The sequence below is a fragment of the Anaeromyxobacter sp. SG66 genome, assembly GCF_022690805.1.
Lineage (GTDB): Bacteria > Myxococcota > Myxococcia > Myxococcales > Anaeromyxobacteraceae > Anaeromyxobacter > Anaeromyxobacter soli.
Genome location: NZ_JALCZC010000041.1, coordinates 1 through 24,835, shown reverse-complemented (window position 1 = coordinate 24,835; position 24,835 = coordinate 1). Strand labels below are relative to the sequence as shown.

Genomic DNA, 24,835 nt, shown 5'->3' with positions numbered 1-24,835 from the left:
CTAGCCCTCGAGCAGCCCGAGCAGCTCGGGGCCGACCGCGGTGATGTCGCCCGCGCCGAGGGTGAGGACGATGTCGCCGGGCCGCACCCGCGCGCGCGCCGCGCGGGCGAGCTCGGCGCGGGGCGCGAGCGAGACGTCGCGGTGGCCGCAGGCGCGGATCGCCTCGGCGAGCGCCTCGGAGGTCGCGCCGGGGATGGGCTCCTCGCCGGCGGCGTAGATGTCGGTGAGGACGAGCACGTCCGCGTCGTTGAAGGCGGTCGCGAACTCCGGGAGCAGGTCGCGCGTGCGCGTGTAGCGGTGCGGCTGGAACAGGCACACCACCCGCCGGCGGAAGGCCTCGCGCGCGCCGAGCAGGGTCGCCTTCACCTCCGCCGGGTGGTGGCCGTAGTCGTCGACCACCGTCACGCCGCCCGCCTCCCCGCGCACCGTGAAGCGGCGCTGCACGCCGCCGAACGAGGCGAGCGCCGCGCGGGTGACGTCGGGCGGCACGCCCATCTCGTCGGCGAGCGCCACGACCGCGAGGGCGTTGAGCGCGTTGTGGCGCCCGACGAGCTTCACCTCGAAGCGGCCCAGCGGCTCCTCGCGCCGGAAGGCGTCGAAGCGGACCGCGTGGCCGGAGACCTCGATCGCCTCGGCGCGGTAGTCGGCCTGGTGGCCCTCGCCGTAGGTGACGTAGCGGCTCTCCACCTCGGGCAGGAGCGACTGCACGGTGGGGTGGTCGATGCACAGGATCGCGCGGCCGTAGAACGGGACGCGGTTCACGAAGTCGAGGAAGCCCCGCCGCAGCGCCTCCTCGGTCTTCCAGTGATCGAGGTGCTCCGGGTCGATGTTCGTGACGATCGCGATGGTCGGCGGGATGTGGAGGAACGAGCCGTCCGACTCGTCCGCCTCGACGACCATGTAGTCACCCCGGCCGAGCTTCGCGTTCGAGCCGAAGGTGTTCACCTTGCCGCCCACCACCGCCGTCGGGTCGAGGCCCGCGTGGGCGAGGAGGTGCGCCGCGAGCGAGGTGGTCGTGGTCTTCCCGTGCGAGCCGGCGATGGCCACCCCGTACTTGAGCCGCATGAGCTCGGCGAGCATCTCCGCGCGGGGGATGATCGGGATCTTGCGGCGGCGCGCCTCGACGACCTCCGGGTTGTCCCGGCGGACCGCCGAGGAGGTGACGACCACGTCGACCTGCTCGACGTGCTGCGCCGCGTGGCCCCGCTCGATCCGGCCGCCGAGGCCGGCGAGGCGGCGGGTGATCTCCGACTCCTTCAGGTCGGAGCCGGAGACGGCGTAGCCGAGGTTCAGCAGCACCTCGGCGATGCCGCTCATGCCGATGCCGCCGATGCCGACGAAGTGGATCTTGGCGGGTCTGGAACGGAAGAGGCTCATCGCGTGGGGGTCCGGGCGGTCAGGCGAGGTCGGGTGGGCGGACGGGGCCGTGGCCGGGGGCGCGCTCCTGGCCGGCGGGGGAGCCCCAGCGGCGGCGCACGAGCTCGGCGCACACGTCGCCGATCTCCTTCGCCGCCTGCGGGCTGCCGAGCCGCCCCGCGGCGCGCACCATCCGCTCGCGCCGCTCGGGGTGGGTGAGGACGGAGCGGATCTCCGCGGCGAGCAGCTCGCCGGTGAGGTCGCGCTCCTCGATCATGACCGCCGCGCCCGCGTCCACGAGGCTGCGCGCGTTCAGCACCTGGTGGTTGTCGGCGGCGGCGGGGAAGGGGACCAGGATCGACGGCTTCTTGCAGACGGTGAGCTCGGCGAGCGTGGTCGCGCCGGCGCGGCACACGACGAGGTCGGCCCCGGCGTACGCCGCGCTCATGTCGTGGATGAACTCGCGCACGTCCGGCTCGAACCCGCAGGCGCGGTAGCCCTTCTCGACCTGCTCGCGGTCGCGCGCGCCGGTCTGGTGGGTGACGCGGAGCCCGTCGCGCAGGTCGGCGAGGTGCGGGAGCGCCTCGACGACGCGCATGTTGAGCGCGTGCGCGCCCTGCGATCCGCCGAAGACGAGGAGCCGCAGCCGGTCGTGCTCGACGTCCGGCCGCATGTAGTTCTCCATGAGCTTGCGGCGGATGGGGTTGCCGAGCTGGTACACCTTGCGGCCGGGGAAGTGCCGCGCGGCCTCCGGGAAGGCGGTGAAGACCGCCTCGACGAACCGCCCGAGCACCCGGTTGGTGAACCCGGCGATCGCGTTCTGCTCCTGGACCGCCGTCGGGATCCTGAGCAGCGAGGCCACGAGCACGACGGGCCCGCTCGCGTAGCCGCCCACCCCGATCACCACGTCCGGCCGCCACTTGCGCAGGATCCGGTAGGACTGGAGGAGCGCGCGCGGGATGAGGAGCAGGTTCACGAGGAGCGAGAGGAGCCCCTTGCCCTTCAGCCCCTTCACGTCGATGAGCTCGATCGGGAACCCCGCCGCGGGGACGACCTTCGCCTCGAGCCCGCGCCCGGTGCCGACGAAGACGACGTCGTTCGCGGGGTGGCGCCCGACCACCTCCTCCGCGAGGGCGATGCCGGGGAAGACGTGGCCCCCGGTGCCGCCGCCGGCGATGAGCATCCTCATGGCGTCGTCCCTTCCACACCCGTGTCGAGCCGTGCGTCCCCGGCCGCCCGCGACCGCTCGGCGCTCGGGCGCACGATCACCGCCGAGGGCGCGCGGCGCAAGAACCCGCCGCGCTCGCCGCTCACCGTGAGCAGGACGCCCGCCGCCCCGAGGAGCGTCATGAGCGAGGAGCCGCCGTAGGAGACGAAGGGCAGGGTGAGCCCCTTCGTCGGCAACAGGCCGAACACCACCGCCAGGTTCACGAGCGCCTGCGCGCCGACGAGCGAGGTCACGCCGAGCGCCGCGTAGCAGCCGAACGGCTCGGACGCGTGCAGCGCGGCGCGCACGCCGCGCCAGACCACCACCGCGTACAGCGAGACGAGCAGCAGGATCCCGAGCAGCCCCGTCTCCTCCGCGATCACCGCCGCGATGAAGTCCGTGTGCGCCGCCGGCAGGTAGAAGAGCTTGCCCTTGCCCTGGCCGAGCCCCTGGCCGAGCCAGCCGCCGTGCGCGGTGCCGAGGAGCGACTCCCAGAGCTGGAACCCGGGCCCGTACCGGTAGCGCTCCGGATCGAGGAACGCCATGACGCGCTCGTACCGGTAGGGCGTGGACTTCACGAGGTGCCAGGCGACGGGCAGGGCGAGCAGCCCGGCGCCGAGGAGGTAGGAGACGCGCGCGCCCGCCGCGAAGAGCATCGCGAAGAGGACGAGGAAGAGGATGACCCCCGTCCCCATGTCGCTCTGCCACAGGCAGAGGGCGACGAGCGCGCCCGTCACGAGGAGGTGGGGGAGGAGCCCGATGGAGAAGATCCGGACCTTCTCCTGCTTCCGCGCGAGCGAGCGCGCGAGGTAGAGGACGAGCGCCACCTTCGCCGCCTCGGCGGGCTGGAACTGCAGGGGGCCGAGCGGGATCCAGCGCTGCGCGCCGCCGGCGGTCTTCCCGAGCACCGGGACGAGGAGGAGCGTGAAGAAGGTGACGGCGAGGAGCGGGTAGGCGAGCGCCGAGATCCTCCGGGCGCCGAGGCGGAGCGCGGCCACGAGCAGCCCGACGCCCACCCCGGCCGCGAGGAGCTGCCGCTTCAGGTAGTAGAACTCGTCGTGCCCGAGCCGCGCGCTCTGTGACGCCGGGATCGCGCTCGCCGAGTACACCATCACCGCGCCGAGCGCGGTGAGCGCGAGCAGCGCGCCGAGGAGGAGCCCGTCGATGTGGGCCCCGGCGCGCGGCGCGGACGTGTCCTCGGCTCGACTCATGAGAGCTCCGCGACGTGGCGGCGGAACGCGGCGCCACGCTCCTCGTAGCTGCGGAACTGATCGTAGCTCGCGCAGGCCGGAGAGAGGAGGACCGCGTCCCCCGGACGGGCGAGGGCCGCCGCCCGACGCACCGCGGCCTCGAGCGTGCCGCAGGGCTCGGTGGGGCAGAGATCGCCGAGCTCGCGCTCGACGGCGGGCGCGTCCTCGCCGACGGTGAGGAGCGCCTTCACGCGGCCGGGGAAGAGCGGACGGAGGGGGGCGTACGGCGCTCCCTTGCCGCGGCCGCCCATGACGAGCACGACGCGCGGCGCGCCGGCCGGGAAGGCGGAGAGGCCGACGTAGGTGGAGTCGACGTTGGTCGCCTTCGAGTCGTTCACCCACTCCACCCCGCCCCGCTCGGAGACGAGCTCGAGCCGGTGCGGCAGGCCGGGGAACGCGTCGAGCCCCGCCTGCACCGCGTCGCCCGGCACGCCGAGGAGCCGCGCCGAGAGCACGGCGGCCATCGCGTTCTCGCGGTTGTGCCGTCCGCGGAGCGCCCGGTTGGCCAGGCGGAACCGCTCGGGCGCGCCGCCGCCGCGCCGGACCCACAGCTCGGTCGCGCCGCCCGCCCCCGGCTCGCCGCCCGGATCGCGCGCGCCGTCGGGCGCGGGGGGGCCGAAGCCGAAGGTGTGCAGCGCGGCGCGCGAGCTCTCGGCCATGGCGAGCGCGCGCGGGTCGCGGGCGTTCGCGACGGCGTGGTTGTCCGCCTGCTGGAGCGCGAAGAGCCGCGCCTTCGCGGCGGCGTAGTCGTCCACGTCGCGGTAGCGGTCGAGGTGATCCGGGGTGACGTTCAGGATGGCCGCCACGCGCGGGCGGAGCGAGAGGAGCCCCTCGATCTGGAAGGACGAGAGCTCGAGGACGACCACCTCCGCGCCGCCGCCCTCGAGGACGTGCTCGCAGAGGGGGGTGCCGAGGTTCCCGCCGGTGAACGTCCGCCGGTGGCGCGCGAAGAGGGCGCCGGCGAGCGCGGTCGTCGTGCTCTTCCCGTTCGTCCCGGTGATCGCGACGATCGGCACCGCGGGGAGGAAGCGGGCGGCGAGCTCCGCCTCGCCCCACACGGGCACGCCTGCCGCGCGGGCCGCGCGGAGCTCGGGGATCGCCATGGGGACGCCGGGCGAGACCACGACGAGGTCGGCGTGCTCGAAGTCGGCGGGATCGTGGCCGCCGAGCGCGCGGCGCACGCTCGCGCCGGCGAGCGCGGCGAGCGGGGCGGAGAGGTGCTCCTCGCCGCGCCGGTCGGTGACGGTGACGCGCGCGCCCTCGCGCGCGCAGAGGCGCGCCGCCGCCACGCCGCTCTTGGCGAGGCCGACGACGGTGACGCGCTTGCCCTTCAGATCGGGGGTGCTCAAGGCCGCTACCTCAGCTTGAGCGACATGAGCGCCACGAGGGCGAGCATGATCGACATGATCCAGAAGCGCACGATGATCTTCGGCTCCGCCCAGCCCTTGAGCTCGTAGTGGTGGTGGATGGGCGCCATGCGGAAGATGCGCTTGCCGGTGGTCCGGAAGGACCAGACCTGCAGGATGACGCTGACCGTCTCGGCGAGGAACACGCCGTGGAGGATCGCGCTCGCCACCTCGTTCTTGGTGAGCACGGCGAGCATGCCGAGGCCGCCGCCGAGCGCCAGCGAGCCGACGTCGCCCATGAACACCGACGCAGGGTACGTGTTGTACCAGAGGAAGGCGATGCTGGCGCCGAAGATGGCCGAGCAGAAGACGCCCAGCTCCTCGGCCCCCGGGATGTACGCGATGCGCAGGTACTCGGCGAGGCTGAAGCCCGCGATGGTCGCGCCCGCGACGTACGAGAGCGCGAGGAACGTCATCGACGAGACGATCGTCGGGCCGATGGCCAGGCCGTCGAGGCCGTCGGTGAGGTTCACCGCGTTCGACGTGGCGACCACGACGAAGATCATGAACGGCAGGTAGAGCGCGCCGAGCGACGGCGCGAAGAGGTGCGTCGGCACGAACGGCAGCGTGAGGTGCAGGTCGACGAGGCTGCCCACCGTGACGAACGGGAACCCGTCCACCCGGCGGAGCTGCCCGTCGGTGAGGAACCCGTAGTAGACGACGAGCACCACGAGCACCTGGAGGAGGAGCTTCTTCTTCCCGGCGAGCCCCTTCGAGTTCTTCTTGGAGATCTTGAGCCAGTCGTCCCAGAAGCCGATGGCGCCGTAGCCGAGCGTCACGAGGAGCGCCGCCCAGACGAGCCGGTTCGCGAGGTCGGCGAAGAGCAGCGTCGACACGGTGACGGCGAAGAGGATGAGCGCGCCGCCCATCGACGGCGTGCCGGCCTTCTTCTTGTGCCGCTCCGGCGTGTCCTCGCGGACGTTCGTGTGCCCGTACTGGAGCACGCGCATCCGCTCGATGAACAGCGGCCCGAAGAGGAGCCCGATGAGGAGCGCGACGAGGCCCGCCGCCACGATGCGGAACGACGGGTAGCGCAGGACGTTGAAGAGCCCGAACTGCCCGGAGAGCGGGTAGAGGAGGTGGTAGAGCATCTAGCGGAGGGCCTCGACGAGCCGCTCGAGCTTCATGCCGCGGCTGCCCTTGACGAGGAGGACGTCGTTCGACGGCGCGATCGCGGCCCGGGCCCAGCGGACGAGCGCGTCCATGTCGTCGGTGTGGAAGGTCTCGAGGCCGGCGGCGCGCGCCGCCTCGGCGGTGGCGCGGGCCCTCGGCCCGAACGCGGCGAGGAGGGAGACGCCCGCGCGGGCGGCCTCCGCGCCGAGGGCGCGGTGGGCCTCCTCCTCGAACGCGCCGAGCTCGAGCATGTCGCCGAGCACCGCCACCGGCCGGGCGTCGGGCCGCGCGAGATCGACGAGCGTGCGGAGCGCCGCGGACATCGAGGAGGGGTTCGCGTTGTAGCAGTCGTCGACGAGCCGGAGGCCCGAGGCGAGCCGGTCGAGGCGCAGGCGGCGCCCCACCGGGCGGACCGCCGCGAGCCCCTGCGCGATCTCGCGATCGCTGCAGCCGAGGGCGACGCCGGTCGCCGCGGCCGCCGCCGCGTTCGCGGCGTTGTGCGCGCCCACCAGCGCCGGGATGTGCACCTCCACCTCGCGGTTGCCGATGCCGAGCACGAAGCGGAGCCCGTCGTCCCCCTGCGAGGCGATCTCGAGCACGACGACGTCGCCGCGCCGGCCCGCCGCCGCGGCGAAGGTGAGCATCCGGTGGCCGCTCGCCTGGGCGCGCCGCAGCATGCGGGGATCGTCCGCGTTGGCGATGACGATGCCGGTCTCCGGCAGCCCCCGGTACAGCTCGGCCTTCGCGTCGGCGACCGCGTCCAGGGTGCCGAGCCCCTCGAGGTGGGCGGGCGCGGCGAGCGTCACGACCCCCACGTACGGCTCGGCGATGGCGGCGAGGCGCGTGATCTCCCCGGGGTGGCTCATCCCCATCTCGACGACTGCCGAGCGGTGCTCCGGCCCGAGGCCGAGGAGCGTCAGCGGGACGCCCACCTCGTTGTTGAGGTTGCCCTCGGTCTTCAGGGCGGGGCCGCGCGTCGCCAGGATCGCCGCGATCATCTCGCGGGTCGTGGTCTTGCCGTTCGAGCCGGTGACGCCGACGACGGGGATCTGGAACCGGCGGCGGTGGTGGCGCGCGATGGCGCCGAGCGCGGGGAGGGTGTCCGGGACCGAGAGGAGCGGCAGCGGCGCCCCGGCCGGCGCGCGGCCGTCGGCCACGACCGCGGCGACGGCGCCCTTCGCGGCCGCCTCGGCGAGGTAGGCGTGCGCGTCGAAGCGCTCGCCCACGAGGGCGACGAACAGCGCGCCCGGCGCGAGCGTGCGGGTGTCGGTCGAGACGCCGGCGACCTCCGCGGGCGGGGCGCCGATCCAGCGCCCGCCGGTCGCGGCGGCGAGCTCGTCGGAGGAGAAGTGGGGGACGGTCATTGCGTCGCCATCATGCGGTGCGGAGGGCCCTCTGGGCCTCCTCGCGGTCGGAGAAGGGGTGCTTCGTCGTGCCGACGATCTGGTAGTCCTCGTGCCCCTTGCCGGCGATGAGCACGGCGTCGCCCGCGCGCGCGAGGGACAGGGCGAGCGCGATCGCCGCGCGGCGCTCCGGCTCGACGAGGAAGCCGCGCCCGCCGCCCTGCGCCGCCGCGGTCGTGAGCCGCGGCGCGCCCGCCCGCTCGAGGCCGGGCAGCACGTCCGAGATGATCGCGTCCGGCGCCTCGGTGCGCGGGTTGTCGCTCGTGACGACGACGAGATCGGCCCCGCGGGCGGCGACCTCGCCCATGAGCGGGCGCTTGCCGCGATCGCGGTCGCCGCCGCAGCCGAAGACGCAGAGGAGCCGGCGGGGTCCGGTGGCGCGGAGCGCCTCGAGGGCGCGCGCGAGCGCGTCGTCGGTGTGGGCGTAGTCCACGAACGCCGAGATGCCGCGGCCGTCGATCCGCTCGAGCCGTCCGGGGGCGCCGGGGGAGGCGGAGAGCCCGCGCGCGATCGCCTCCGGCGGGATGCCGAGGGCGAGCGCGAGCCCGGCCGCGCAGAGGAGGTTCTCGAGGTTGTGCGCGCCGACGAGCGGGGAGCGGATCGCGATCTCCCCCTTCGGCGTCACGAAGGTCGCCGCGATGCCGGCGAGCCCCAGGGCGACGCCCTCGGCGCGGAGGGCGTCCTCGGCGCGGGTGCCGTAGCGCCAGACGCGACGCCCGGGGCCGAGCTGGTCTGCGAGCCGGGCGCCGTACGGATCGCGCGCGTTCACCACGGCCACGCCGTCGGGTGCGAGGTGCTCCGTGAAGAGCCGGCGCTTGGCGGCGAAGTACGCCTCCATGTCGCCGTGGTAGTCGAGGTGATCGCGGGTGAGGTTCGTGAAGCCGGCGGCGGCGAAGCGCATGCCGGCGACCCGCTCCTGCGCGAGCGCGTGCGAGGAGACCTCGAGCACCACCGCCCGCGCGCCGGCGTCGCGCATCTCCGCGAGCACCGCCTGGATGGCCGTCGACTCGGGGGTCGTGTGCGTCGCCGTCCGCTCGACGCCGGGGAAGCGCTGCGTGACGGTGCCGAGCAGGCCGATGGGCAGGTCCGCCGCGCGCGCGCAGGCCTCGACGAGGTAGGTGATCGTCGTCTTGCCGTTCGTGCCGGTGACGCCCGCCACGCGGAGCGCGTCGGCGGGCCGGCCGTGGAAGTTCGCGGCGGCGATGGCCATCGCGCGGCGCGACGACGGGGCGAGGAGGAGCGTGGCCGGAGCGCACGCGATCTTCCGCTCGGCGACGACGGCCACCGCCCCGCGTTCCGCCGCCTGCGCGGCGAAGTCGTGGCCGTCGTGCACCGCCCCGGGGAGGGCGAAGAACACCGCGCCCGGGACGACCTCGCGAGAGTCCCCCGTGACGCGGGCGATCTCGGGATCGCCAGCCACCTCGCCTCGCGCGCCCGTTCCCTGGATGACTGCCGAGAGCTTCATCTCACCACACCGGAATGCAAGCCGCCCTCCGGAATCTCTTCCCCTGTGCGCTCGCCCGGTTACGCGCCGGCGTGTCACCTGGGACACGCGCCACGGCGCGGCGCGGCACATCTTACAGCAACGGGCTCCGGCGCTAGTGCCCGCCCGCAAGGCTTCCGGCCATGTGGGCGCCAGGTCACCCGGTCGGCGCGAGCCGCATCCGCACCCGGGTCCCGCGCTCGACCACCTTCCCCGCCGCCGGCCACTGCTGCACGACCCTGCCGGAGCCGTCTACCTCGGCGGCGAGGTCCGCCTGCTCGAGCGACCGGATCGCCGAGCGAGCGGGCAGGCCGGCGAGCGAGGGCACGGCCACGCTCGCGCCGTCCACGGGGGCGGCCGCGCGCGCCGCCAGCTCGACGGGGGGCGGCCCCTCCGGCTCCTCCTCGACGGGAGGCGCCGCCGCGAGCGCGAGCCGCTCGGCCTCCGGTCCGCTCGCGGGCACGCCCATGAGCCGCATGGCGTCCTCCACGATCTCGCGGAACGCGGGCGCCGCGACCTCGCCGCCGTGCACGTCGCCCTTCGGCTCGTCGAGGAACACGCCCACCACCACGCGCGGCGCCTCGGCGGGAGCGAACCCGACGAAGGAGCTGAAGTGCCGGTCCGAGGCGTAGCCGCCGGAGACCGGATCGACCTTGCGCGCGGTGCCGGTCTTGCCGGCGACGCGCCACCCGGCGAGCCGCGCGCGCTTCCCGGTCCCCTTCGGATCCTCCACCACCCCCACGAGGAAGCGCGTCATCGTCTCCGCGACGTCCGGCGGCACGGCCTGCCGGACCACCTCCGGCGACGCCGCCTGGAGCACCTCGCCCGTCGCCGGATCGACGACCCGGCGCACGGCGATGGGGCGCATGAGCTTGCCGCCGTTCGCGATGGCCGCCATGCCGGCGGTGATCTGGAGGGCGTTCGCCGTCAGGCCGTGGCCGAAGCTCTGGGTCGCGAGGGCGACCTCGGAGCGCGGCGGCGGGAGCTGGCCGCGGATCTCGCCGGGGAGCCCGACGCCGGTTCGCTCGCCCAGCCCGAACGCGGCGAGCGACTCGTGGAGCCCCGCGCGCCCCAGGCGCGCGCCGATCTTGGCGGCGCCGATGTTCGAGCTCACCGCCAGGATCTTCGACGCGCCCGCCCAGCCGAGCGCCTCGTGATCGTGGATGACGTGGGCCCCGATGGCGTAGCGGCCGTTGCCGCAGTCGATGGGGTCGAGCGGGTGGAGCGCGCCGCGCGCGAGGGCGCCGGCGATGGTGAAGGTCTTCACCGTCGAGCCGGGCTCGAAGGAGTCGGTGACGACGCGATTGCGGAGCTCCGCGCCGCGCTTGGGCGCGTTCGGGTTGGAGGGGGGATAGCTCGCCATGGCGAGCACCTCGCCCGTGCGCGGGTCCATGGCGACCGCCATGCCGGAGAGCGCCTGCGAGCGCCTCACCGCCGCGCCGAGCGAACGCTCCGCGGAGAGCTGGATGCCCTGGTCGAGCGTGAGCTCGACGCGCGCGCCCTCGCGGGCCTGCCCGGCGGTGGGCGCCTGGGCGAGGACGGTCTTGCCGGCGCCGTCGCGCAGGGACGGCACCTTCGCGGGCTCGCCGCGCAGCACCTCGTCGAGCCCGAGCTCAACCCCCTCGAGCCCCTCGCCGTCGTCGCCGACGAGGCCGAGGACCTGGCTCGCGAGCTCGAGCTTCGGGTAGTAGCGGCGCGTCTCCGGGACGAGCGCGACCCCGCGCACGCGGCTCGCCTTCAGGATCGCCTCGACCTGCGCGGCCTGCGACGGCGAGATCCGCCGCGCGATCCAGACGAAGCGGCTGCCCTTGGCGAGCTTCCTGCGGACGGCGCCCGGGTCGAGCTTCAGCGCCTGGCAGACCTTCCGGAGCGCCTCGCCGCGGCCGTCCTCCTTCTCGAGGACCACGGGATCGGCGAACACCGAGCGCGCGTCGGCGCTGCCCGCGAGGAGCACGCCGGAGCGGTCGGTGATGACGCCGCGCCGCGGCTTCAGCACGAGCTGGCGCCGGTACTGGTCGACCATCTCCTCGACGAGCGCGTCCCGGCGCAGCACCTGGAGCTGGAACGCGCGGCCGGCGACGATCGCGAAGCCGGCGGCCAAGAGGGCGGCCAGAGCGCCGATCCGGACGGCGATCCAGCGGGTCGCGCGCGGATCGGGCCCCGTGCGCAACGCGCTACCTCTCGCGCGGCACGGAGCGGCCCGCCCGCAGCGGGCCCCGGAGCGCGACGCGCTCGGAGTCCGCCGCGGGCCCCGCCGCCGCCCGCCCAGCCTTCGTGGAGAGGGATGGCTCCGCCGGCCCGGATCGGTGATCCACACCGTCCACGCCCGCCCCGCCCGCGCCCGCCGAAGCGGGGCGCGGGCCTGCCGCCCACACCGGACCGGAGTCCGGCGGAGCCATGCCCAGCTTGTTCCGAGCGAACTCCTCGAGCGCGCGCGGCGCGCGGAGGGTCTCCACCTCGATGCGGAGGCGGTCGTGCTCGGAGGTGAGCTTCGTGTGCTCGGCCTGCAGCGCGCCGAGCCGGTATCCCGCCGCGACCACGCGCGTGCGGGACCAGATGTGGAAGACGCCGAGGACCACGACGAGGAGCGCCGCCGTCGCCGCCCGGGCGACGGGCAGGGCGCTCGCGCGCGCCGCGGCGCGGGGAGGGGCCGCCGGGCGGCCGCGTGCGGGGGCGCGCCTCACCGGAGCTTCTCCACGGCGCGCAGCTTCGCGCTCCTGGCGCGGGCGTTCCCCAGGACCTCGTCGTCGGACGGTACGATCGCCTTGCGCGTCACCGCCGCGAACGCCGCGCGCGCGCCGCAGGCGCACACGGGCAGGTCGGGCGGGCAGGTGCAGGCCTGGGTGAGCGCGCGGAAGCGCTCCTTCACCATCCGGTCCTCGAGCGAGTGGAAGGAGATCGCCGCGGCCCGGCCGCCGACGTTCAGCATGGCGGGGAGCCCGTCGAGCCACGCCGCGAGGGCGCCGAGCTCGTCGTTCACCGCGATGCGGAGCGCCTGGAACGTGCGGGTCGCCGGGTGGATGCGCCGCGGCCATGCCTTGCGGGGGATCGCCTTCGCGACGATCTCGGCGAGGCGCCCGGTGTCGAGCCGCTCGTCGGACTCCACGGCGCGCTTCACCGCGCGCGCGATGGGGCGGGCGAACGGCTCCTCGCCGTACTCGCGGAGGATGCGCGCGAGCTCGCGCTCGTCGATGCGCCGGAGCAGGTCCTCGAGGCGCTCGCCCTCCTCGCCCATGCGCATGTCGAGCGGGCCGGGGCGCGAGAACGAGAAGCCTCGCTCCGCCTGGTCGAGCTGGGGGGAGGAGACGCCGAGGTCCACGAGCGCGCCGTCGACGCCGGCCAGGCCCAGCGCGGAGAGCACGTTCTTCGCGTCGCGGAAGTCGGCGCGCACCGCCCGGAACGCCTCGCCCCAGCGCGCGAGGCGCGCGGTGGCGGCCGCGAGGGCGCGCGGGTCCTTGTCGAGGCCGATCACGCGCGCACCCCGCTCGAGCAGGAGCTCCGAGTGGCCGCCGCCGCCGAGCGTCCCGTCGAGCAGGAGCTTGCCCGGCTCGGGGCGCAGGATCTCGACGATCTCTCTCGGAAGTACCGAAGCATGGACGAATTCCCCGCTCACGCCGCCCGGAAGGCCGCCTCCACGTCCTCGAACAGCTCGAGGTGCCCGCCCGCGCCGCCGGCGTGGACGAGATCACGGACGTAACGGCTCGCCCCCGCCGCGCGCAGCCCGGGGATCGCCTTGAGGAGCGCCGCGCCCGCGTAGTGGAGGTGCGTCACGTTCTTGAGGTCGATGACCACGCGGCGCCCGTCGTCGCGGGCGCGCCGCGCGATCGCGGCGATCGCCGACAGCTCGTCCTTCGTGAGCTCGTCCACGCCGCGGATGATCGTCACGTCGTCCTGGTGTCTCGCCTCGAACATCGCCCGTCTCCCTTCGCCCGCTAGACCTTCCCGAAGAAGTCGACCACCTGGTCGCTCGGGATCTCCTCAGCCACCTGCTGCTCGTACGCGGCCTTGTCGTAGAGGTGGATGGTCCGGCCCATCCCCACCCAGACGACGTCCTTCGCGAGCCCCGCCCACTCGCGGAGCGCCGGCGGGACGAGGACGCGGCCGTTCGCGTCGAGGTCCACCTCGTGCGCGGAGGACACGAACTTGAGGACGCTCCGCTGCGTCCTGGCGTCGAGCGGGGAGGCGTCCATCACCTTCTTCACGAGCTCGTTCCAGACGGACTGCGGGAGCGCCTGCACCGCGCGCCAGTGCGGGTACTGCATGAGCACGATCCGCGGCTCGCCCGCCGCGGCCAGCGCCTCGCGGAACTTCACCGGGAGGCTCGTTCGCCCCTTCGCGTCGATCGCGTGGTTGAAGGTTCCGAAGAACACGGGCTGGCCGATCCTGCCGCTCTGATCCGCTGCTTGCCACTTTTTCCCACTGAATGGTCCCGATCTACGGACAACGGCCGTCGAAGTCAACGGGCGCCCGGATCGGCCGTTTCACGGGCTGGCAATGCGTTCAGCGCGCGATCGCGGCCGGTTGGTGTAGGTGTTAGCGCACACGCGACCGGCAGGCGCTCGGGTCCCGTGGGGTCGCACGAAGGCTTGCTCGGGAGGCTGGCTGCCCGGGAGTGGGAGGGCGGCGCGAGGGGCTCGGGAGGGGCCGATCTGGATCACCCGGGAGGCTCGAGCGGGGGTCGCCGGCGGCTCGTCAGGGTCGGATCGGGGGTCGAAGTCGGGGTTGGGGGTCGAGGTCGGCGGTCGCAGCCGCCAGTCGAGGTCGGGATCGGGATCGGGAATCGTCCCCGCCCCGTCCGTCCCATTGCTCCCCGCCGGGTCCCTCCGTCATCCTGCCCGACCAACCCAGCGCGAGGTCTCCATGCCTTCACTCAAAGGGAAGACGCTCTTCATCACCGGCGCGAGCCGGGGCATCGGCAAGGCGATCGGGATCGCCGCCGGGCGCGAGGGCGCGAACGTGATCGTCGCCGCGAAGTCGAGCGTCCCGAACCCGAAGCTGCCGGGGACCATCCAGGGGACCGCAAAGGAGATCGAGGCGGCCGGCGGCAAGGCGCTCGCGGTCCACTGCGACGTGCGCGACGAGGCGGAGATCGCGGCGGCGGTGAAGGCCGCGCAGGAGCGGTTCGGGGGGATCGACGTGCTCGTGAACAACGCGAGCGCGATCTTCCTCGCCGGCACGGTCGAGACGCCGATGAAGCGCTACGACCTCATGCACCAGGTGAACGCGCGCGGGACCTTCGCCTGCTCCCAGGCGTGCATCCCGCTGCTCGAGAAGAGCGCGAACCCGCACATCCTGAACCTCTCGCCGCCGCTGTCCCTGAACCCGCGCTGGTTCGCGCCGCACGTCGCCTACACGATGGCGAAGTACGGCATGAGCCTGTGCGTGCTCGGCATGGCGGAGGAGCTGCGCGAGAAGGGGATCGCCGTGAACGCGCTCTGGCCGCGCACCGTCATCGCGACCGCGGCGCTGAACCTGCTCGGCGGCGAGGACACCGCGCGCCACGGCCGCACGCCCGAGATCGTCGCCGACGCGGCGATCGCGATCCTGAAGCGCGAGAGCCGGAGCTGCACCGGCAACTTCTTCATCGACGAGGACGTGCTCCGCGAGGACGGCGTGACCGACCTCGGCAAGTACGCGGTCGAGCCGGGGCAAGAGCTGATGCCGGACCTCTTCCTGGATTGATCGGCGACCGGGCGCCGTCGCCGCCCGGCGGGCTCGGCCCGGCTCAGTCCGCCGTCGCCCCGCCCACCTCGGCCTGCGCGTGCCGCGCCTGCTCCTCCATCACCATCTGCGAGATCTCGCGCTTCAGCGCGTTGAACTCCGGCGCGGCGGGATCGCGGGGGCGGGGGAGCGTCACCGGGACGATCCGCTTCACCGTGCCGGGGCGGTAGGTCATCACCACCACCCGGTCGGCGAGGTAGATCGACTCCTCGATCCCGTGCGTCACGAAGACGATGGTCTTGCGGAGCTTCGCCCAGATGCGCAGCAGCTCGTCCTGGAGGTTCCGGCGGGTGAGCGCGTCGAGCGCGCCGAACGGCTCGTCCATGAGGAGCATGGGCGAGTCGATGGCGAGCACGCGGGCGATGGCGACGCGCTGGCGCATGCCGCCGGAGAGGTCCTTCGGGAAGCGGTCGCGGAACTCGCGCAGGTTGAGCATGCCGAGGAGCGCGTCCACCCGCTCGCGCCGCTCGCGCGCCGGCACCCTCGCCATCTCGAGCCCGAAGGCCACGTTCTTCTCGACCGTCATCCAGGGGAAGAGCGCGTACTCCTGGAACACCATCGCCCGGTCCGGGCCCGGGGCGGTGACGGCCCGGCCGTTCGCGACGATGGTCCCGGAGGTCGGCGGCGAGAAGCCGGCGATGGCGTTCAGGAGGGTGGACTTCCCGCAGCCGGACGGGCCGAGGAGGCAGACGAGCTCACCCGGCTCCACGTCGAGGTCGATGCCGTCGAGGGCCACGACCTCGCCCTCGGATCCGCTGAAGACCTTGCGGACTCCGCGCACCTGGATGGCGGGCGCGGCGCCCGCGACGGACGCGGCCATCACCCCTCCACCCCCCGGTGCCAGCGCAGCAGCCACGCGTTGAGGCTGTTCATGCCGACGTCGATGCCGAGGCCCGCGAGCCCGATGCTGATCATCCCCGCGATCACCTTGTCGGACCAGAAGTACTCGCGCGCCTCGAGGATGCGGTACCCGAGGCCGGAGTTCACCGCGATCATCTCCGCGACGATCACCACGATGAAGGCGACGCCGAACCCGATGCGGACGCCGGCGAGGATGTACGGCATCGCCGCCGGCACCATGACGCGCCAGAACAGCGTCCACTCCGAGGCGCCGAGGTTCCGCGCGGCGCGCACGTAGATGGCGTCCACGTTCCGGACCCCGGCGATGGTGTTCATGAGGATGGGGAAGAAGGCGCCGAGCGAGATGAGGAAGAAGGCGGGCGGGTTGCCGAGGCCGAACCAGAGGATCGCGAGCGGGATGTAGGCGATGGGCGGGATCGGCCGGAGGATCTGCACGAGCGGGTTCATGAGCTCGTACACGATGGGCTTCGCGCCCATGAGCAGGCCGAGCGGGAGCGCCAGCACGGCGCCCACGGCGAACCCGCCCGCGACTCGGATGAGGCTCGCGAGCGCGTCGTGCGGCAGCTCGCCGGAGAAGAGCCAGCGGAGCCGGCTCCCCTCCGCCGGGTCGTAGGGCGCGAGCGGGCGGGCGTAGTCGATCCAGCGGACGAGCACCTGCGACGGCGCGGGGAGGATGATGGGCGAGACCCAGCCCGCGCGCGAGATGCCCTCCCACGCGACGAGCACGATCGCGGGGACGAGGAGCTGGCGCGCGAGCCGGGCCGCGTGGGAGCGGGCGGTCTTCACTTTTCGGACTTGGCCTTCGCCTTCTGGAGCAGATCGAGCTTCACCCAGTCCTTCGCGCTCGGCGGGCGCTGCAGCTTGCCGACCCCGTACTTCACCATCAGGTCGGTCGTCGTCTGCACGTGCTCCACCGTGATGTCGTGCGTGAAGGGCGAGTTCGCGATCGCGTCCTTGTAGTCCTGGCTCGTGATCTGCCCCTTGAACATCTGCTCCACGACGTACTTCTCGGCGAGCTTGGGATCGGCGAGGAACTTGTTCGTCGCGTCCACGAAGCAATCGAGCACGCGCTGCGCGACGTCCGGCTTCTCCTTGTAGAGCTTCTCGGTCATCACGAGCGCGCGCACCGGCTCGCCGAGCGGCGTGTCGTACGGCTTCAGGAGCTCGCGCCCGAACCCCTTGTTGATGGCCTGCGACGACTGCGGCTCGGACTGGCACATGGCGTCGATCTGCTTCTGCATGAGCGCCTGGTTCAGGTCGGCGAACGGCAGGTAGACGAGCTGGACGTCCTTGCCCGGGCGGTCGGACCACGTGAGCCCGTGCTTCGAGAGCTCGGCGAGGAGCAGGAGCTCCTGCGCCCCGCCGCGCGCGACGCCGACCTTCTTGCCCTTCAGATCGGCCACGGACTTGATGGGCGCGTCGGTCGCGGCGACGAGCCTGGCGCCGCCCTTCGCGAAGCCGGCGACGATGTAGATCTGGCCGCCGCCGGCTCGGTTCGCGATGGCGGCGTCCGCGGCGCTCGCGGCGAGGTCCACCTCGCCCTTCACGATGGCGGGGAAGATGTCGATGCCCTTCGGAAAGACGATCTCCTCGACCTTGAGGCCGAACTTCCCGCAGTGATCCTTCATGTACGAGACCGCGCCGTAGTGCGCGAACTTGAGGTTGCCGAGGCGGACGACGTCCTCCGCGCGGGCTGACCCGGCGAGGGCGAGCGCGAGCGCGGCGAGGGCGAGACGGGGCATGGGGGATTCCTCCGGTGGGCGTATCGGGCGCAGCTCCGCAGGCACCGACGTGGGGCGTACATGCTGGCTTACGCCGCGAGCGAGGCCCTCGCCGGTCCCCCATGGGGCGCCCGGGCGGGCGGCGGCTCCGCGCCGGGCACGACGCGCCGCGCAATCAGCCCTGCTCGGCTCGCGCGGTCGTGGGCGCCGGCGTCGGGCGCGCCTCGACGCGCCCGGCCTCCCCGCTCCGGAGGAGCGCGAGCCGGTACACGGCGGGCGCCACGATCTCGTTCATCGCCACGACCCCGAGCGCCACCGCCGAGGCCTCGCCCCCGAACTCCGGGAACGCCCGCGCGAAGAGGAGCGCGAGCGCGAGCGCGACCCCGGCCTGCGGCAAGAGCCCGAACGGCGCCCAGCGGGCCACCTCCGGCGGCGCGCCCGCCGCGCGCGCGCCCATCCGTCCGGCGATGAGCAGCGAGGCCGCCCGCACCGCCACGATCGCGAGCACCGGCAGCGCGACCGGCGGGACCGCCGAGAGGTGCAGCTTCGCGCCGGTGACGGCGAAGAAGATGACGTACACCGGCAGGGACGCCCCCGAGACGAGCTCGTGCAGCTCGTCCCCGTGCCGCGTGAGGTTGCGCACGAGGACGCCCGCGGTGAGGGAGACGAGGAGCGGGTCGAACCCGATGCGCTGGCCCACCTCGGCGACCACGAAGGCGGCGGCGAGCACGAAGAGCGTCGCGCCCCGCCGGACCCAGCGCAGGTAGGCGGCGAGGAGCGCCGCGAGGACGAACCCCGCCACGATCGAGCCGAGGAGCTCCCAGGCGATGTGCCCGACCGCGGCGCTCGCCCCGCCCGCGACCCCGAGCGCCGCCTTCGCGGCCGCGGAGGCGAGGGCGAAGAGCACGATGACGAACAGGTCCGCGAGGACCACCACCCCGAGCACGACGCGCGTCACGGGGCCGTCCGCGCGGAGCTCGTCCGAGAGCGCGACCACCACCGCCGGGGACTGGGCGACGAGCACCACGCCGAGCACGAGCGCGACCGCGGCGGCCTGGAGGGCCGGCAGCGCGGAGAGGAACGGGAGCTGACCGCGCAGGAGGAGCAGGGTCGCGGCGATGGCGAGCGCGCCCCCGACGACGCCCATCGCGGTGGTGATCCCGATGGTGCGCGCGAGCGGCCGGATGCGGGCGAGGCGCAGCTCCGTCCCGGCGGTGAGGGCGATGAGCGACACCGCCACCCCGTTCACGATCTGGAGGTTCTCGACGACGGCCGAGTCGAGGAACCCGAGCACGGACGGGCCGACCACGACGCCCGCCGCGATGTAGCCGGTGAGCTTCGGGAGCCGCACCGCGGCGAAGATCCGGCCGGAGAGGAAGGCGGTGAGGAGCAGGTAGCCGAAGCCGAGGGAGGTCCCCGCGGGCGGGGCGCCGCCCGTCGAGAACGTGCGCGCCGCGTGCATGAGGCCGGCGAGGAGGGCGAGGAGGACCGCGTCGATCACGGCGTCGGCTCCCCGCGCGGCTCGGGGGCGGGCGCGATCCGGCCCCGCCCGAACGTGTGGACGAGCGCCTCGGTGGCGAGCGCGCCGCCCACGACCGCCACCACCGCGTCGGCGATGGAGCCGCCGGGATAGAGGAGCTGCGCGTTCACGACGATGGCGATCGCGAGCGACCCGACCGGCGCCACGATGACGACGCGGCGGGCACCCGCGTCGAGGTCGAGCGCGCCCATGCGCACCGCCACCCTCGCGCCGGCCCAGCGCCCCAGCAAGCGCGCGCCGACGAACACCGGGATGAGGAGCCAGCCGGTGACCGACCGGGTGGGCCAGAGCGCGCCGAGGATGACGAGGAGCACGAGGTAGACCGGGCGCTCGAGCAGGTCGAGCACGGCGCGGAAGCGCGCCTGGTGCTTCCCCGGGAAGTTCGCGAGGATCACGCCGGCCACGAAGCAGACCACCACCGACGAGAGGTGCAGGTAGCCCGCGAGGCCCGACGAGAAGGCGACCGAGCCGAGCGTCAGCACGGAGAACTCGGGCCCGCTCCGCGCCCGGCGCAGCAGGACGAGGACGACGAGGCCGAGCAGCGTGCCCGCGCCGGCGGTGAGCATGAGCCACGCCGTCCCGGGGAGCCGCCAGGTCACGGCGTCCCCCTGCGGGCGGAAGTACGCCGCGACGAGGGCGAGCCCGAGGATGCCGGCGATCTCCTCGAGCCGGACGATCCGGCCGAGGACCGCGACGGCGGCCGGCGGCGTGCGAGCAGGCAGGAGGTGCGGGACCGTCGCGGCCGTCATCGAGGCGGCCGTGCCGAGGACGAGCGCGTCGCGCAGGAACACCGGGTCGCGGAGCCGCTCCGCGAGCGGGCCGGCCGGCAGGAGCACCGCGGCTGCGCCGGCGACGACCGCGGCGAACGGCAGCGAGCTGAGCAGCGCGGCCGACGCGACCGCTCGCTCGTCGGTGCCAGAGAGCTCCCGCGCGTCGAGCCGGAACCCCACGATGAAGCCGATCCAGCCGAGGCCGAGCCGCAGCACCGGGGCGAGCTGGGCGAGCACGTCGTCCGACAGCACGGCGAACGGCGGCGCGCGGGCGATCATCCCGAGCGCGATGAAGGGGAGCCCGGCGGCCACGAGCTGCGAGACGCGGATGCGCCGCTCCCAGCGCACCACGGCCGGGTGCGCCGCCGCGTAGGCGAGGGCGACGAGCAGCGCGAGCCCGATGATGGTGCGGATGACCACCGCCGGCCGCTGCGGCGGCGTGACCGCCTCGGGTCGCTCGGGCGACTCGAGCACCGGCGCGAGCGACGGGTTCGGCGCCGCGGGCGGGAGGGCCCGCGGCGGGGGACGGTCGGGCGTCGGCTCGTGGGGAGCGAAGTCGAGGCGCGGGAAGGCCGGATCGGCGGGGGCGTCCGCGGGGGCGGGGAGCGGGGTCGGAGTCGCGGTCGCGTCCTGGGCCTGCGTCGGGGCCGGGGCCGGGGCCGGCGTCGCCGTCGATACGGAGCCTGGTTGCGCGCGCGGCTCCGCGGCCACGGCCGGAGCGGCCGAGGCGACGAGGAGGCAGGCGGCGAGCGTGGCCGCGGCGAGGCGCGCGCCGCCCGGGAGCATGCGGCCGGGCAAAGCTAGAGCTTCACCTTCGGGAGGTTCGCGAGCGAGGCCGCGACCTTCTCGGCGGGGTACTCGGCGTCCTCGAGCCGCCCCGCGAAGTAGTCGTCGTAGGCCGCCATGTCGACGTGCCCGTGGCCGGAGAGGTTGAAGAGGATCACCCGCTCCTTGCCCTCCTCCTTCGCCCGGAGCGCCTCGTCCACGGCGCCCCGGATCGCGTGCGACGACTCGGGCGCCGGGATGATCGCCTCGGTCCGCGCGAAGAGGGTGGCGGCCTCGAAGCAGCCGAGCTGGCCGACCGCGCGCGCCTCGACGATCCCGTGGTGGACGAGCTGCGACACGAGGGGCGACGCGCCGTGGTAGCGCAGGCCGCCGGCGTGGATGCCGGGCGGCATGAAGTCGTGACCCAGGGTGTACATCTTGGTGATGGGCGCCATCCGGGCGGTGTCGCCGTAGTCGAAGGCGTAGACGCCCTTCGTGAGCGTCGGGCAGGACGACGGCTCGACCGCGACGATGCGGACCTGCTTGCCGGCGGCCTTGTCGGCGACGAAGGGGAACCCCACGCCGGCGAAGTTCGAGCCGCCGCCGTGCGCGGCGACGATGACGTCGGGGTAGTCGCCGGCGAGGGCGAGCTGCTCCTTCGCCTCGAGCCCGATCACCGTCTGGTGCAGGCAGACGTGGTTCAGCACGCTGCCGAGCGCGTAGCGGGTGTCCTCCCGCGAGACGGCGTCCTCGACCGCCTCCGAGATGGCGATCCCGAGCGACCCGGGGCTCTCCGGGTCCTGCGCGAGGATGGCGCGCCCGGCGGCGGTGCGGGGGGAGGGCGAGGGCACCACCTCCGCGCCCCAGAGCTGCATCATGCTCTTCCGGTAGGGCTTCTGCTGGAACGAAACCTTCACCATGTAGACGGTGCACTCGAGCCCGAACATCCGGCACGCGAGCGCCATCGAGCTGCCCCACTGGCCGGCGCCGGTCTCGGTGGCGATCCGCTTCGTGCCCGCGAGCTTGTTGTAGTAGGCCTGCGGCACGGCGGTGTTCGGCTTGTGCGAGCCCGCCGGTGAGACGCCCTCGTACTTGTAGTAGATGCGCGCGGGGGTCCCGAGCGCCGCCTCGAGCCGGTGGGCGCGGAAGAGCGGCGAGGGGCGCCACAGCGCGTAGATCCGCCGGACCTCCTCGGGGATGGGGATCCACCGCTCGCCCGACATCTCCTGCTCGAGGACCGCCGGCGGGAAGAGCGGGAGCATGTCCGCGGGCGTCACGGGCGCGCCGGTGCCGGGGTGGAGCACGGGCGCCGGGGGCGCGGGGAGGTCCGCCACCACGTTGTACCAGTGGGTGGGGATGCGGTCCTCGCCGAGCAGGTACTTGGTCTGCTGCATGGGTCTCCTCGAGGAAAAAAAGAGGCCGATTAGCGCAGGTGGAGGCGCAGCGCGTCAAGAGCCCGGGCTCCGGGGCGGCGGGAGAGCGCCCGGTCGTTCGCGCGAGCGGGGCCGGTCAGGCCATCACCTCGCCGCCGTCCACGTGGATCGCCTGCCCGGTGATGGCGCCGTTCGACGCGAGGAGCACGGCGACGTCCGCGACCTCCTCCGGCAGGGCGGCGCGGCCGAGCGGGTTCTCGCGCAGCATCGCCTCGCGTGCCTCCGCCTCGCTCCGCCCGGTGGCGATCGCCACGTCGTGCGCCGCCTCCTGCATCATCCGCGTCTCGGTCCAGCTCGGGCAGATCGCGTTCGCCGTGACGCCCTTGCGCGCGCCCTCGAGCGCGAGGCTGCGGGTGAGCCCGATGAGCCCGTGCTTCGCCGCCGCGTAGGCCGCTCCGTACTTGAGGCCGATCTTGCCGGCGACCGAGGCGACGTTGATCACGCGGCCGAAGCGGCGCTCGTACATGCCGGGCAGGCAGGCGCGGGTGAGCACGAAGGGCGCGGTGAGGTCCACGGCGAGGATGCCGTCCCACTGCGCGTCGTCGAGCCGCTGCAGCGGCGCGCTGCCGTGGATGCCGGCGTTGTTCACGAGCAGGTCGACCGGCCCGAGCTGCGCCTCGACCTCCCGCGGCGCCGCCGCCACGCGCGCGCGGTCGGACACGTCGAGGGGGAAGAAGTGCGTCCGCCGGCCCAGCGCGGCGATCTCCGCCGCGACCGCCTCGATCTCGGGCACGGTCCGGGCGGCCACCGCGACGTCTGCGCCCGCGCGCGCGAGCGCGATCGCGATCGCCCGCCCGATGCCCCGTCCGCCGCCGGTCACGAGCGCGACCCGTCCTTGCAGGGACTGCATGCTGCCTCCTCGGTGTGAGGTGTGAGGGAACCTTCGGACGATATCGGCGGGCGGGCGCCGCTCGCAACGAGCCGGCTCGAACTTCGCGGCCCAGAGGGCTCCCGTGACCGGCGCGCACGTCGCACCCGGTGCGAGCATCGCCCACCCCTCCCGCCCGGCCGAAGAGCGTCCCGAGACCCCATGACGCCCGAGAAGGGTTCACCCGTAGCGCGTGCCACGTTCGCCCTATCGAGCGATGATGCCTCGACAGTCCGGAGGCACCGTGAACGACGACATCCGCTCCCGCTCGATCCCCCTCGCCGCCGCCAGCTCCGGGGAGTCCGCCGCCGTGGCCGTCCCGCGGGTGCTCGTCGTCGAGGACAACACGCTCGTCGCGTCGATGTACGAGGCCGCGCTGCGGCGGCTCTCGAGCGCCGACCGGCGACCGCTCGCCATCGAGCGCGCGCGCGACGGCGGCGAGGCGCTCGCGCGCCTCCTGCGCGCGCCGACGGTGGACCTCGTCGTCACCGACGTCTTCATGCCGACGATGTCCGGCGTGGCGCTCGTCGAGCGGATCCGCGCCGCGCCGTTGCTCGCCGCGCTCCCCGTCATCGCGGCCTCGAGCGGTGGCGCGAGCGAGGAGGCGCGGCTCGCCGCGCTCGGCGTGGCGCGCTTCCTGCGAAAGCCCGTGAGCTACGAGGCGCTCGCCGACGCGGTGCGCGAGGCGCTGCGCGCGCCCGCTTCCCCCGCGGGGGCCACGAGCTCCGCGGGGTTGACGTCGCGCGAGCCGATGGCCATCCATCGACTACACGCGATACCGGTCTCACGCCGGTAAACCGAGGAGTGGTCGCCCCCGGTACCATCGCTGCAAGGGTCCGCCTTCGCGCGGACCCTTTTCATTTGCGGCGAGCGCGCCGAGCACCTCGCCGCCCGCCTCGACCTCCGCGCGGGTTGCCGGATGCGTGCCTCCGGGCTAACGTCGCGCGTCCCTCACGGCTGGCGAGCGGAGAGCGCATGACGTCACGGATTCACACCGCTGTGATGGAGTAGCCGATGGCGCCTCGCGTACGCGCCGAGGATCACGGCCCGGTCCGCGTCCTCGTCCTCGACAACGCGGCGAAGCGGAACGCGCTCGACTTCCAGGCGCTGGAGGAGCTCGAGGCCGCGTGCGTCGCGGCGTCGGACGGCGGCGTGCGCTGCCTCGTCTTGCGCGGCGCCGGCGAGGAGGCCTTCTCCTCCGGCTTCGACCTCGCCGAGATCTCGCTCACCTCGGCGCGCGGCGAGCGGCCCGACGAGGCGGTCGAGCGCACCGCCGCGGCGCTCGACGCGGTGCCGTGCCCGACGGTGGCGTTCCTGAACGGCGGCGCGTTCGGCGGCGGGTTCGAGCTCGCGGTCACCTGCGACCTGCGCGTCGCGCGCGCGGGGGTGAAGCTCGGGATGCCGCCCGCGAAGCTGGGCGTCGTGTACCCGGAGGGCGGCCTGCGGCGCTTCGCCGATCTCGTCGGGGCGGCGCGCACGCGCGAGCTGTTCTTCACGGGGCGCCCGATCGACGCCGAGACCGCGCTCGCCTGGGGGATCGTGAACCGCGTCGCGTCGGCGGAGGCGGCCGAGGGGGACGCGCTCGCGCTCGCCGCCGACATCGCGGCCAACGCGCCGCTGGCGGTGCGGGGCATGAAGCGGATCCTCCGGCTCCTCGAGGGCGCGCACGAGCGCGGGCTCTCGGACCCGGAGCGCGGGGAGATCGCGGACCTCAGGCGGCGCGCCTTCGAGAGCGCGGACATGCGCGAGGGGCGGGCCGCCTGGCAGGAGCGGCGCCGGCCGCGCTTCAGGGGCGAGTGAGCGCCGCGGGCGGCGCGGGGGGAGCGGTCGCGGTCCCGATGGCGTACCCCGCGGCCGCACCGAGCAGGAGCGCGGCGAGGCCCGCGACGAGGGCGCGCCGGGCGATCGCGCCCGCGCCGTCCCCCGGGGCGGCGCGGG

The 24,835-nt window shown here is 74.2% G+C and carries 22 protein-coding genes; 3 read left to right on the top strand and 19 right to left on the bottom strand.

The window, feature by feature from the left end; all coding sequences use genetic code 11:
* The 12 genes from murC to MNZ39_RS13060 form a co-directional block, all read right to left on the bottom strand.
* Positions 1 to 1,377 (bottom strand): UDP-N-acetylmuramate--L-alanine ligase, encoded by a 1,377-nt coding sequence (gene murC, locus MNZ39_RS13115; RefSeq protein ID WP_242339163.1) that lies wholly within the window; start codon positions 1,375 to 1,377, stop codon positions 1 to 3.
* A gap of 19 nt (positions 1,378 to 1,396) precedes the next feature.
* On the bottom strand, positions 1,397 to 2,545 hold the full coding sequence (murG, locus tag MNZ39_RS13110) for an undecaprenyldiphospho-muramoylpentapeptide beta-N-acetylglucosaminyltransferase (RefSeq protein WP_242339160.1): 1,149 nt from the start codon (positions 2,543 to 2,545) through the stop codon (positions 1,397 to 1,399).
* Entirely contained in the window at positions 2,542 to 3,774 is a 1,233-nt protein-coding gene (gene ftsW / locus MNZ39_RS13105; RefSeq protein ID WP_242339158.1) for a putative lipid II flippase FtsW, read from the bottom strand. Before ftsW ends, murG begins: the two co-directional genes overlap by 4 nt.
* Complete coding sequence (murD, locus tag MNZ39_RS13100; RefSeq protein WP_242339155.1) at positions 3,771 to 5,162, bottom strand: UDP-N-acetylmuramoyl-L-alanine--D-glutamate ligase; 1,392 nt, start codon at positions 5,160 to 5,162, stop codon at positions 3,771 to 3,773. Before murD ends, ftsW begins: the two co-directional genes overlap by 4 nt.
* A 5-nt stretch (positions 5,163 to 5,167) precedes the next feature.
* Positions 5,168 to 6,310, bottom strand: a complete 1,143-nt coding sequence (gene mraY, locus MNZ39_RS13095) for a phospho-N-acetylmuramoyl-pentapeptide-transferase (protein WP_242339153.1) — start codon at positions 6,308 to 6,310, stop codon at positions 5,168 to 5,170.
* Positions 6,311 to 7,696 carry a UDP-N-acetylmuramoyl-tripeptide--D-alanyl-D-alanine ligase gene (murF, locus tag MNZ39_RS13090; protein ID WP_242339151.1) on the bottom strand — a complete coding sequence of 462 codons (1,386 nt, stop codon included), beginning with the start codon at positions 7,694 to 7,696 and terminating at the stop codon, positions 6,311 to 6,313. It lies immediately after the preceding gene.
* A 10-nt stretch (positions 7,697 to 7,706) separates the two neighbouring features.
* Positions 7,707 to 9,200, bottom strand: a complete 1,494-nt coding sequence (locus tag MNZ39_RS13085) for a UDP-N-acetylmuramoyl-L-alanyl-D-glutamate--2,6-diaminopimelate ligase (protein ID WP_242339149.1) — start codon at positions 9,198 to 9,200, stop codon at positions 7,707 to 7,709.
* Positions 9,201 to 9,375: 175 nt separating this feature from the next.
* Positions 9,376 to 11,388, bottom strand: coding sequence for a penicillin-binding protein (locus MNZ39_RS13080; protein ID WP_242339146.1), 2,013 nt, complete (start codon positions 11,386 to 11,388; stop codon positions 9,376 to 9,378).
* Positions 11,389 to 11,392: 4 nt separating this feature from the next.
* On the bottom strand, positions 11,393 to 11,902 hold the full coding sequence (locus MNZ39_RS13075; RefSeq protein WP_242339144.1) for a cell division protein FtsL: 510 nt from the start codon (positions 11,900 to 11,902) through the stop codon (positions 11,393 to 11,395).
* Entirely contained in the window at positions 11,899 to 12,831 is a 933-nt protein-coding gene (gene rsmH / locus MNZ39_RS13070; protein ID WP_242339141.1) for a 16S rRNA (cytosine(1402)-N(4))-methyltransferase RsmH, read from the bottom strand. Before rsmH ends, MNZ39_RS13075 begins: the two co-directional genes overlap by 4 nt.
* A complete protein-coding gene (locus MNZ39_RS13065) occupies positions 12,828 to 13,130 on the bottom strand; it encodes an anti-anti-sigma factor (RefSeq protein ID WP_242339138.1) in 303 nt (100 codons plus the stop codon). The genes rsmH and MNZ39_RS13065 overlap by 4 nt, the downstream gene beginning before the upstream one ends.
* 20 nt (positions 13,131 to 13,150) lie before the next feature.
* Positions 13,151 to 13,588 (bottom strand): division/cell wall cluster transcriptional repressor MraZ, encoded by a 438-nt coding sequence (locus MNZ39_RS13060; protein ID WP_242339135.1) that lies wholly within the window; start codon positions 13,586 to 13,588, stop codon positions 13,151 to 13,153.
* Between the two features lie 490 nt (positions 13,589 to 14,078).
* Here MNZ39_RS13060 and MNZ39_RS13055 point away from each other — a divergent pair, with 490 nt between their 5' ends.
* A complete protein-coding gene (locus MNZ39_RS13055) occupies positions 14,079 to 14,900 on the top strand; it encodes an NAD(P)-dependent oxidoreductase (protein ID WP_242339132.1) in 822 nt (273 codons plus the stop codon).
* 43 nt (positions 14,901 to 14,943) lie between these two features.
* Here the strand turns inward: MNZ39_RS13055 and MNZ39_RS13050 are convergent, their stop codons facing one another.
* The 7 genes from MNZ39_RS13050 to MNZ39_RS13020 form a co-directional block, all read right to left on the bottom strand.
* Positions 14,944 to 15,759, bottom strand: coding sequence for an ABC transporter ATP-binding protein (locus tag MNZ39_RS13050; RefSeq protein ID WP_242339130.1), 816 nt, complete (start codon positions 15,757 to 15,759; stop codon positions 14,944 to 14,946).
* Positions 15,759 to 16,586, bottom strand: a complete 828-nt coding sequence (locus MNZ39_RS24960) for an ABC transporter permease (RefSeq protein ID WP_242339128.1) — start codon at positions 16,584 to 16,586, stop codon at positions 15,759 to 15,761. The genes MNZ39_RS13050 and MNZ39_RS24960 overlap by 1 nt, the downstream gene beginning before the upstream one ends.
* Positions 16,583 to 17,542, bottom strand: coding sequence for an ABC transporter substrate-binding protein (locus MNZ39_RS13040; protein ID WP_242339126.1), 960 nt, complete (start codon positions 17,540 to 17,542; stop codon positions 16,583 to 16,585). The genes MNZ39_RS24960 and MNZ39_RS13040 overlap by 4 nt, the downstream gene beginning before the upstream one ends.
* 154 nt (positions 17,543 to 17,696) lie before the next feature.
* The gene (locus MNZ39_RS13035) at positions 17,697 to 19,022 is read right to left on the bottom strand and encodes a cation:proton antiporter (protein WP_242339124.1); all 1,326 of its coding nucleotides are present in this window, start codon (positions 19,020 to 19,022) and stop codon (positions 17,697 to 17,699) included.
* Positions 19,019 to 20,629: a cation:proton antiporter gene (locus MNZ39_RS13030; RefSeq protein WP_242339122.1), complete on the bottom strand. Its 1,611-nt coding sequence runs from the start codon at positions 20,627 to 20,629 to the stop codon at positions 19,019 to 19,021. The genes MNZ39_RS13035 and MNZ39_RS13030 overlap by 4 nt, the downstream gene beginning before the upstream one ends.
* Positions 20,630 to 20,631: 2 nt before the next feature.
* A complete protein-coding gene (locus MNZ39_RS13025) occupies positions 20,632 to 21,990 on the bottom strand; it encodes a TrpB-like pyridoxal phosphate-dependent enzyme (protein WP_242339120.1) in 1,359 nt (452 codons plus the stop codon).
* 115 nt (positions 21,991 to 22,105) lie between these two features.
* On the bottom strand, positions 22,106 to 22,879 hold the full coding sequence (locus MNZ39_RS13020; protein ID WP_242339118.1) for an SDR family NAD(P)-dependent oxidoreductase: 774 nt from the start codon (positions 22,877 to 22,879) through the stop codon (positions 22,106 to 22,108).
* 262 nt (positions 22,880 to 23,141) lie between these two features.
* On the opposite strand from MNZ39_RS13020, the gene MNZ39_RS13015 reads away from it, so the two are divergent.
* Positions 23,142 to 23,693, top strand: coding sequence for a response regulator (locus MNZ39_RS13015; protein ID WP_242339116.1), 552 nt, complete (start codon positions 23,142 to 23,144; stop codon positions 23,691 to 23,693).
* A 218-nt stretch (positions 23,694 to 23,911) separates the two neighbouring features.
* Complete coding sequence (locus tag MNZ39_RS13010) at positions 23,912 to 24,697, top strand: enoyl-CoA hydratase-related protein (RefSeq protein WP_242339114.1); 786 nt, start codon at positions 23,912 to 23,914, stop codon at positions 24,695 to 24,697.
* Positions 24,698 to 24,835: the final 138 nt, after the last annotated feature.

What these genes read in the sequence shown, in the direction of transcription:
- murC (WP_242339163.1), bottom strand. Translation starts at nt 1,377, where the DNA reads ATGAGCCTCTTCCGTTCCAGACCCGCCAAGATCCACTTCGTCGGCATC.
- murG (WP_242339160.1), bottom strand. Translation starts at nt 2,545, where the DNA reads ATGAGGATGCTCATCGCCGGCGGCGGCACCGGGGGCCACGTCTTCCCC.
- ftsW (WP_242339158.1), bottom strand. Translation starts at nt 3,774, where the DNA reads ATGAGTCGAGCCGAGGACACGTCCGCGCCGCGCGCCGGGGCCCACATC.
- mraY (WP_242339153.1), bottom strand. Translation starts at nt 6,310, where the DNA reads ATGCTCTACCACCTCCTCTACCCGCTCTCCGGGCAGTTCGGGCTCTTC.
- murF (WP_242339151.1), bottom strand. Translation starts at nt 7,696, where the DNA reads ATGACCGTCCCCCACTTCTCCTCCGACGAGCTCGCCGCCGCGACCGGC.
- MNZ39_RS13085 (WP_242339149.1), bottom strand. Translation starts at nt 9,200, where the DNA reads ATGAAGCTCTCGGCAGTCATCCAGGGAACGGGCGCGCGAGGCGAGGTG.
- MNZ39_RS13065 (WP_242339138.1), bottom strand. Translation starts at nt 13,130, where the DNA reads ATGTTCGAGGCGAGACACCAGGACGACGTGACGATCATCCGCGGCGTG.
- MNZ39_RS13055 (WP_242339132.1), top strand. Translation starts at nt 14,079, where the DNA reads ATGCCTTCACTCAAAGGGAAGACGCTCTTCATCACCGGCGCGAGCCGG.
- MNZ39_RS13050 (WP_242339130.1), bottom strand. Translation starts at nt 15,759, where the DNA reads ATGGCCGCGTCCGTCGCGGGCGCCGCGCCCGCCATCCAGGTGCGCGGA.
- MNZ39_RS13040 (WP_242339126.1), bottom strand. Translation starts at nt 17,542, where the DNA reads ATGCCCCGTCTCGCCCTCGCCGCGCTCGCGCTCGCCCTCGCCGGGTCA.
- MNZ39_RS13025 (WP_242339120.1), bottom strand. Translation starts at nt 21,990, where the DNA reads ATGCAGCAGACCAAGTACCTGCTCGGCGAGGACCGCATCCCCACCCAC.
- MNZ39_RS13020 (WP_242339118.1), bottom strand. Translation starts at nt 22,879, where the DNA reads ATGCAGTCCCTGCAAGGACGGGTCGCGCTCGTGACCGGCGGCGGACGG.
- MNZ39_RS13010 (WP_242339114.1), top strand. Translation starts at nt 23,912, where the DNA reads ATGGCGCCTCGCGTACGCGCCGAGGATCACGGCCCGGTCCGCGTCCTC.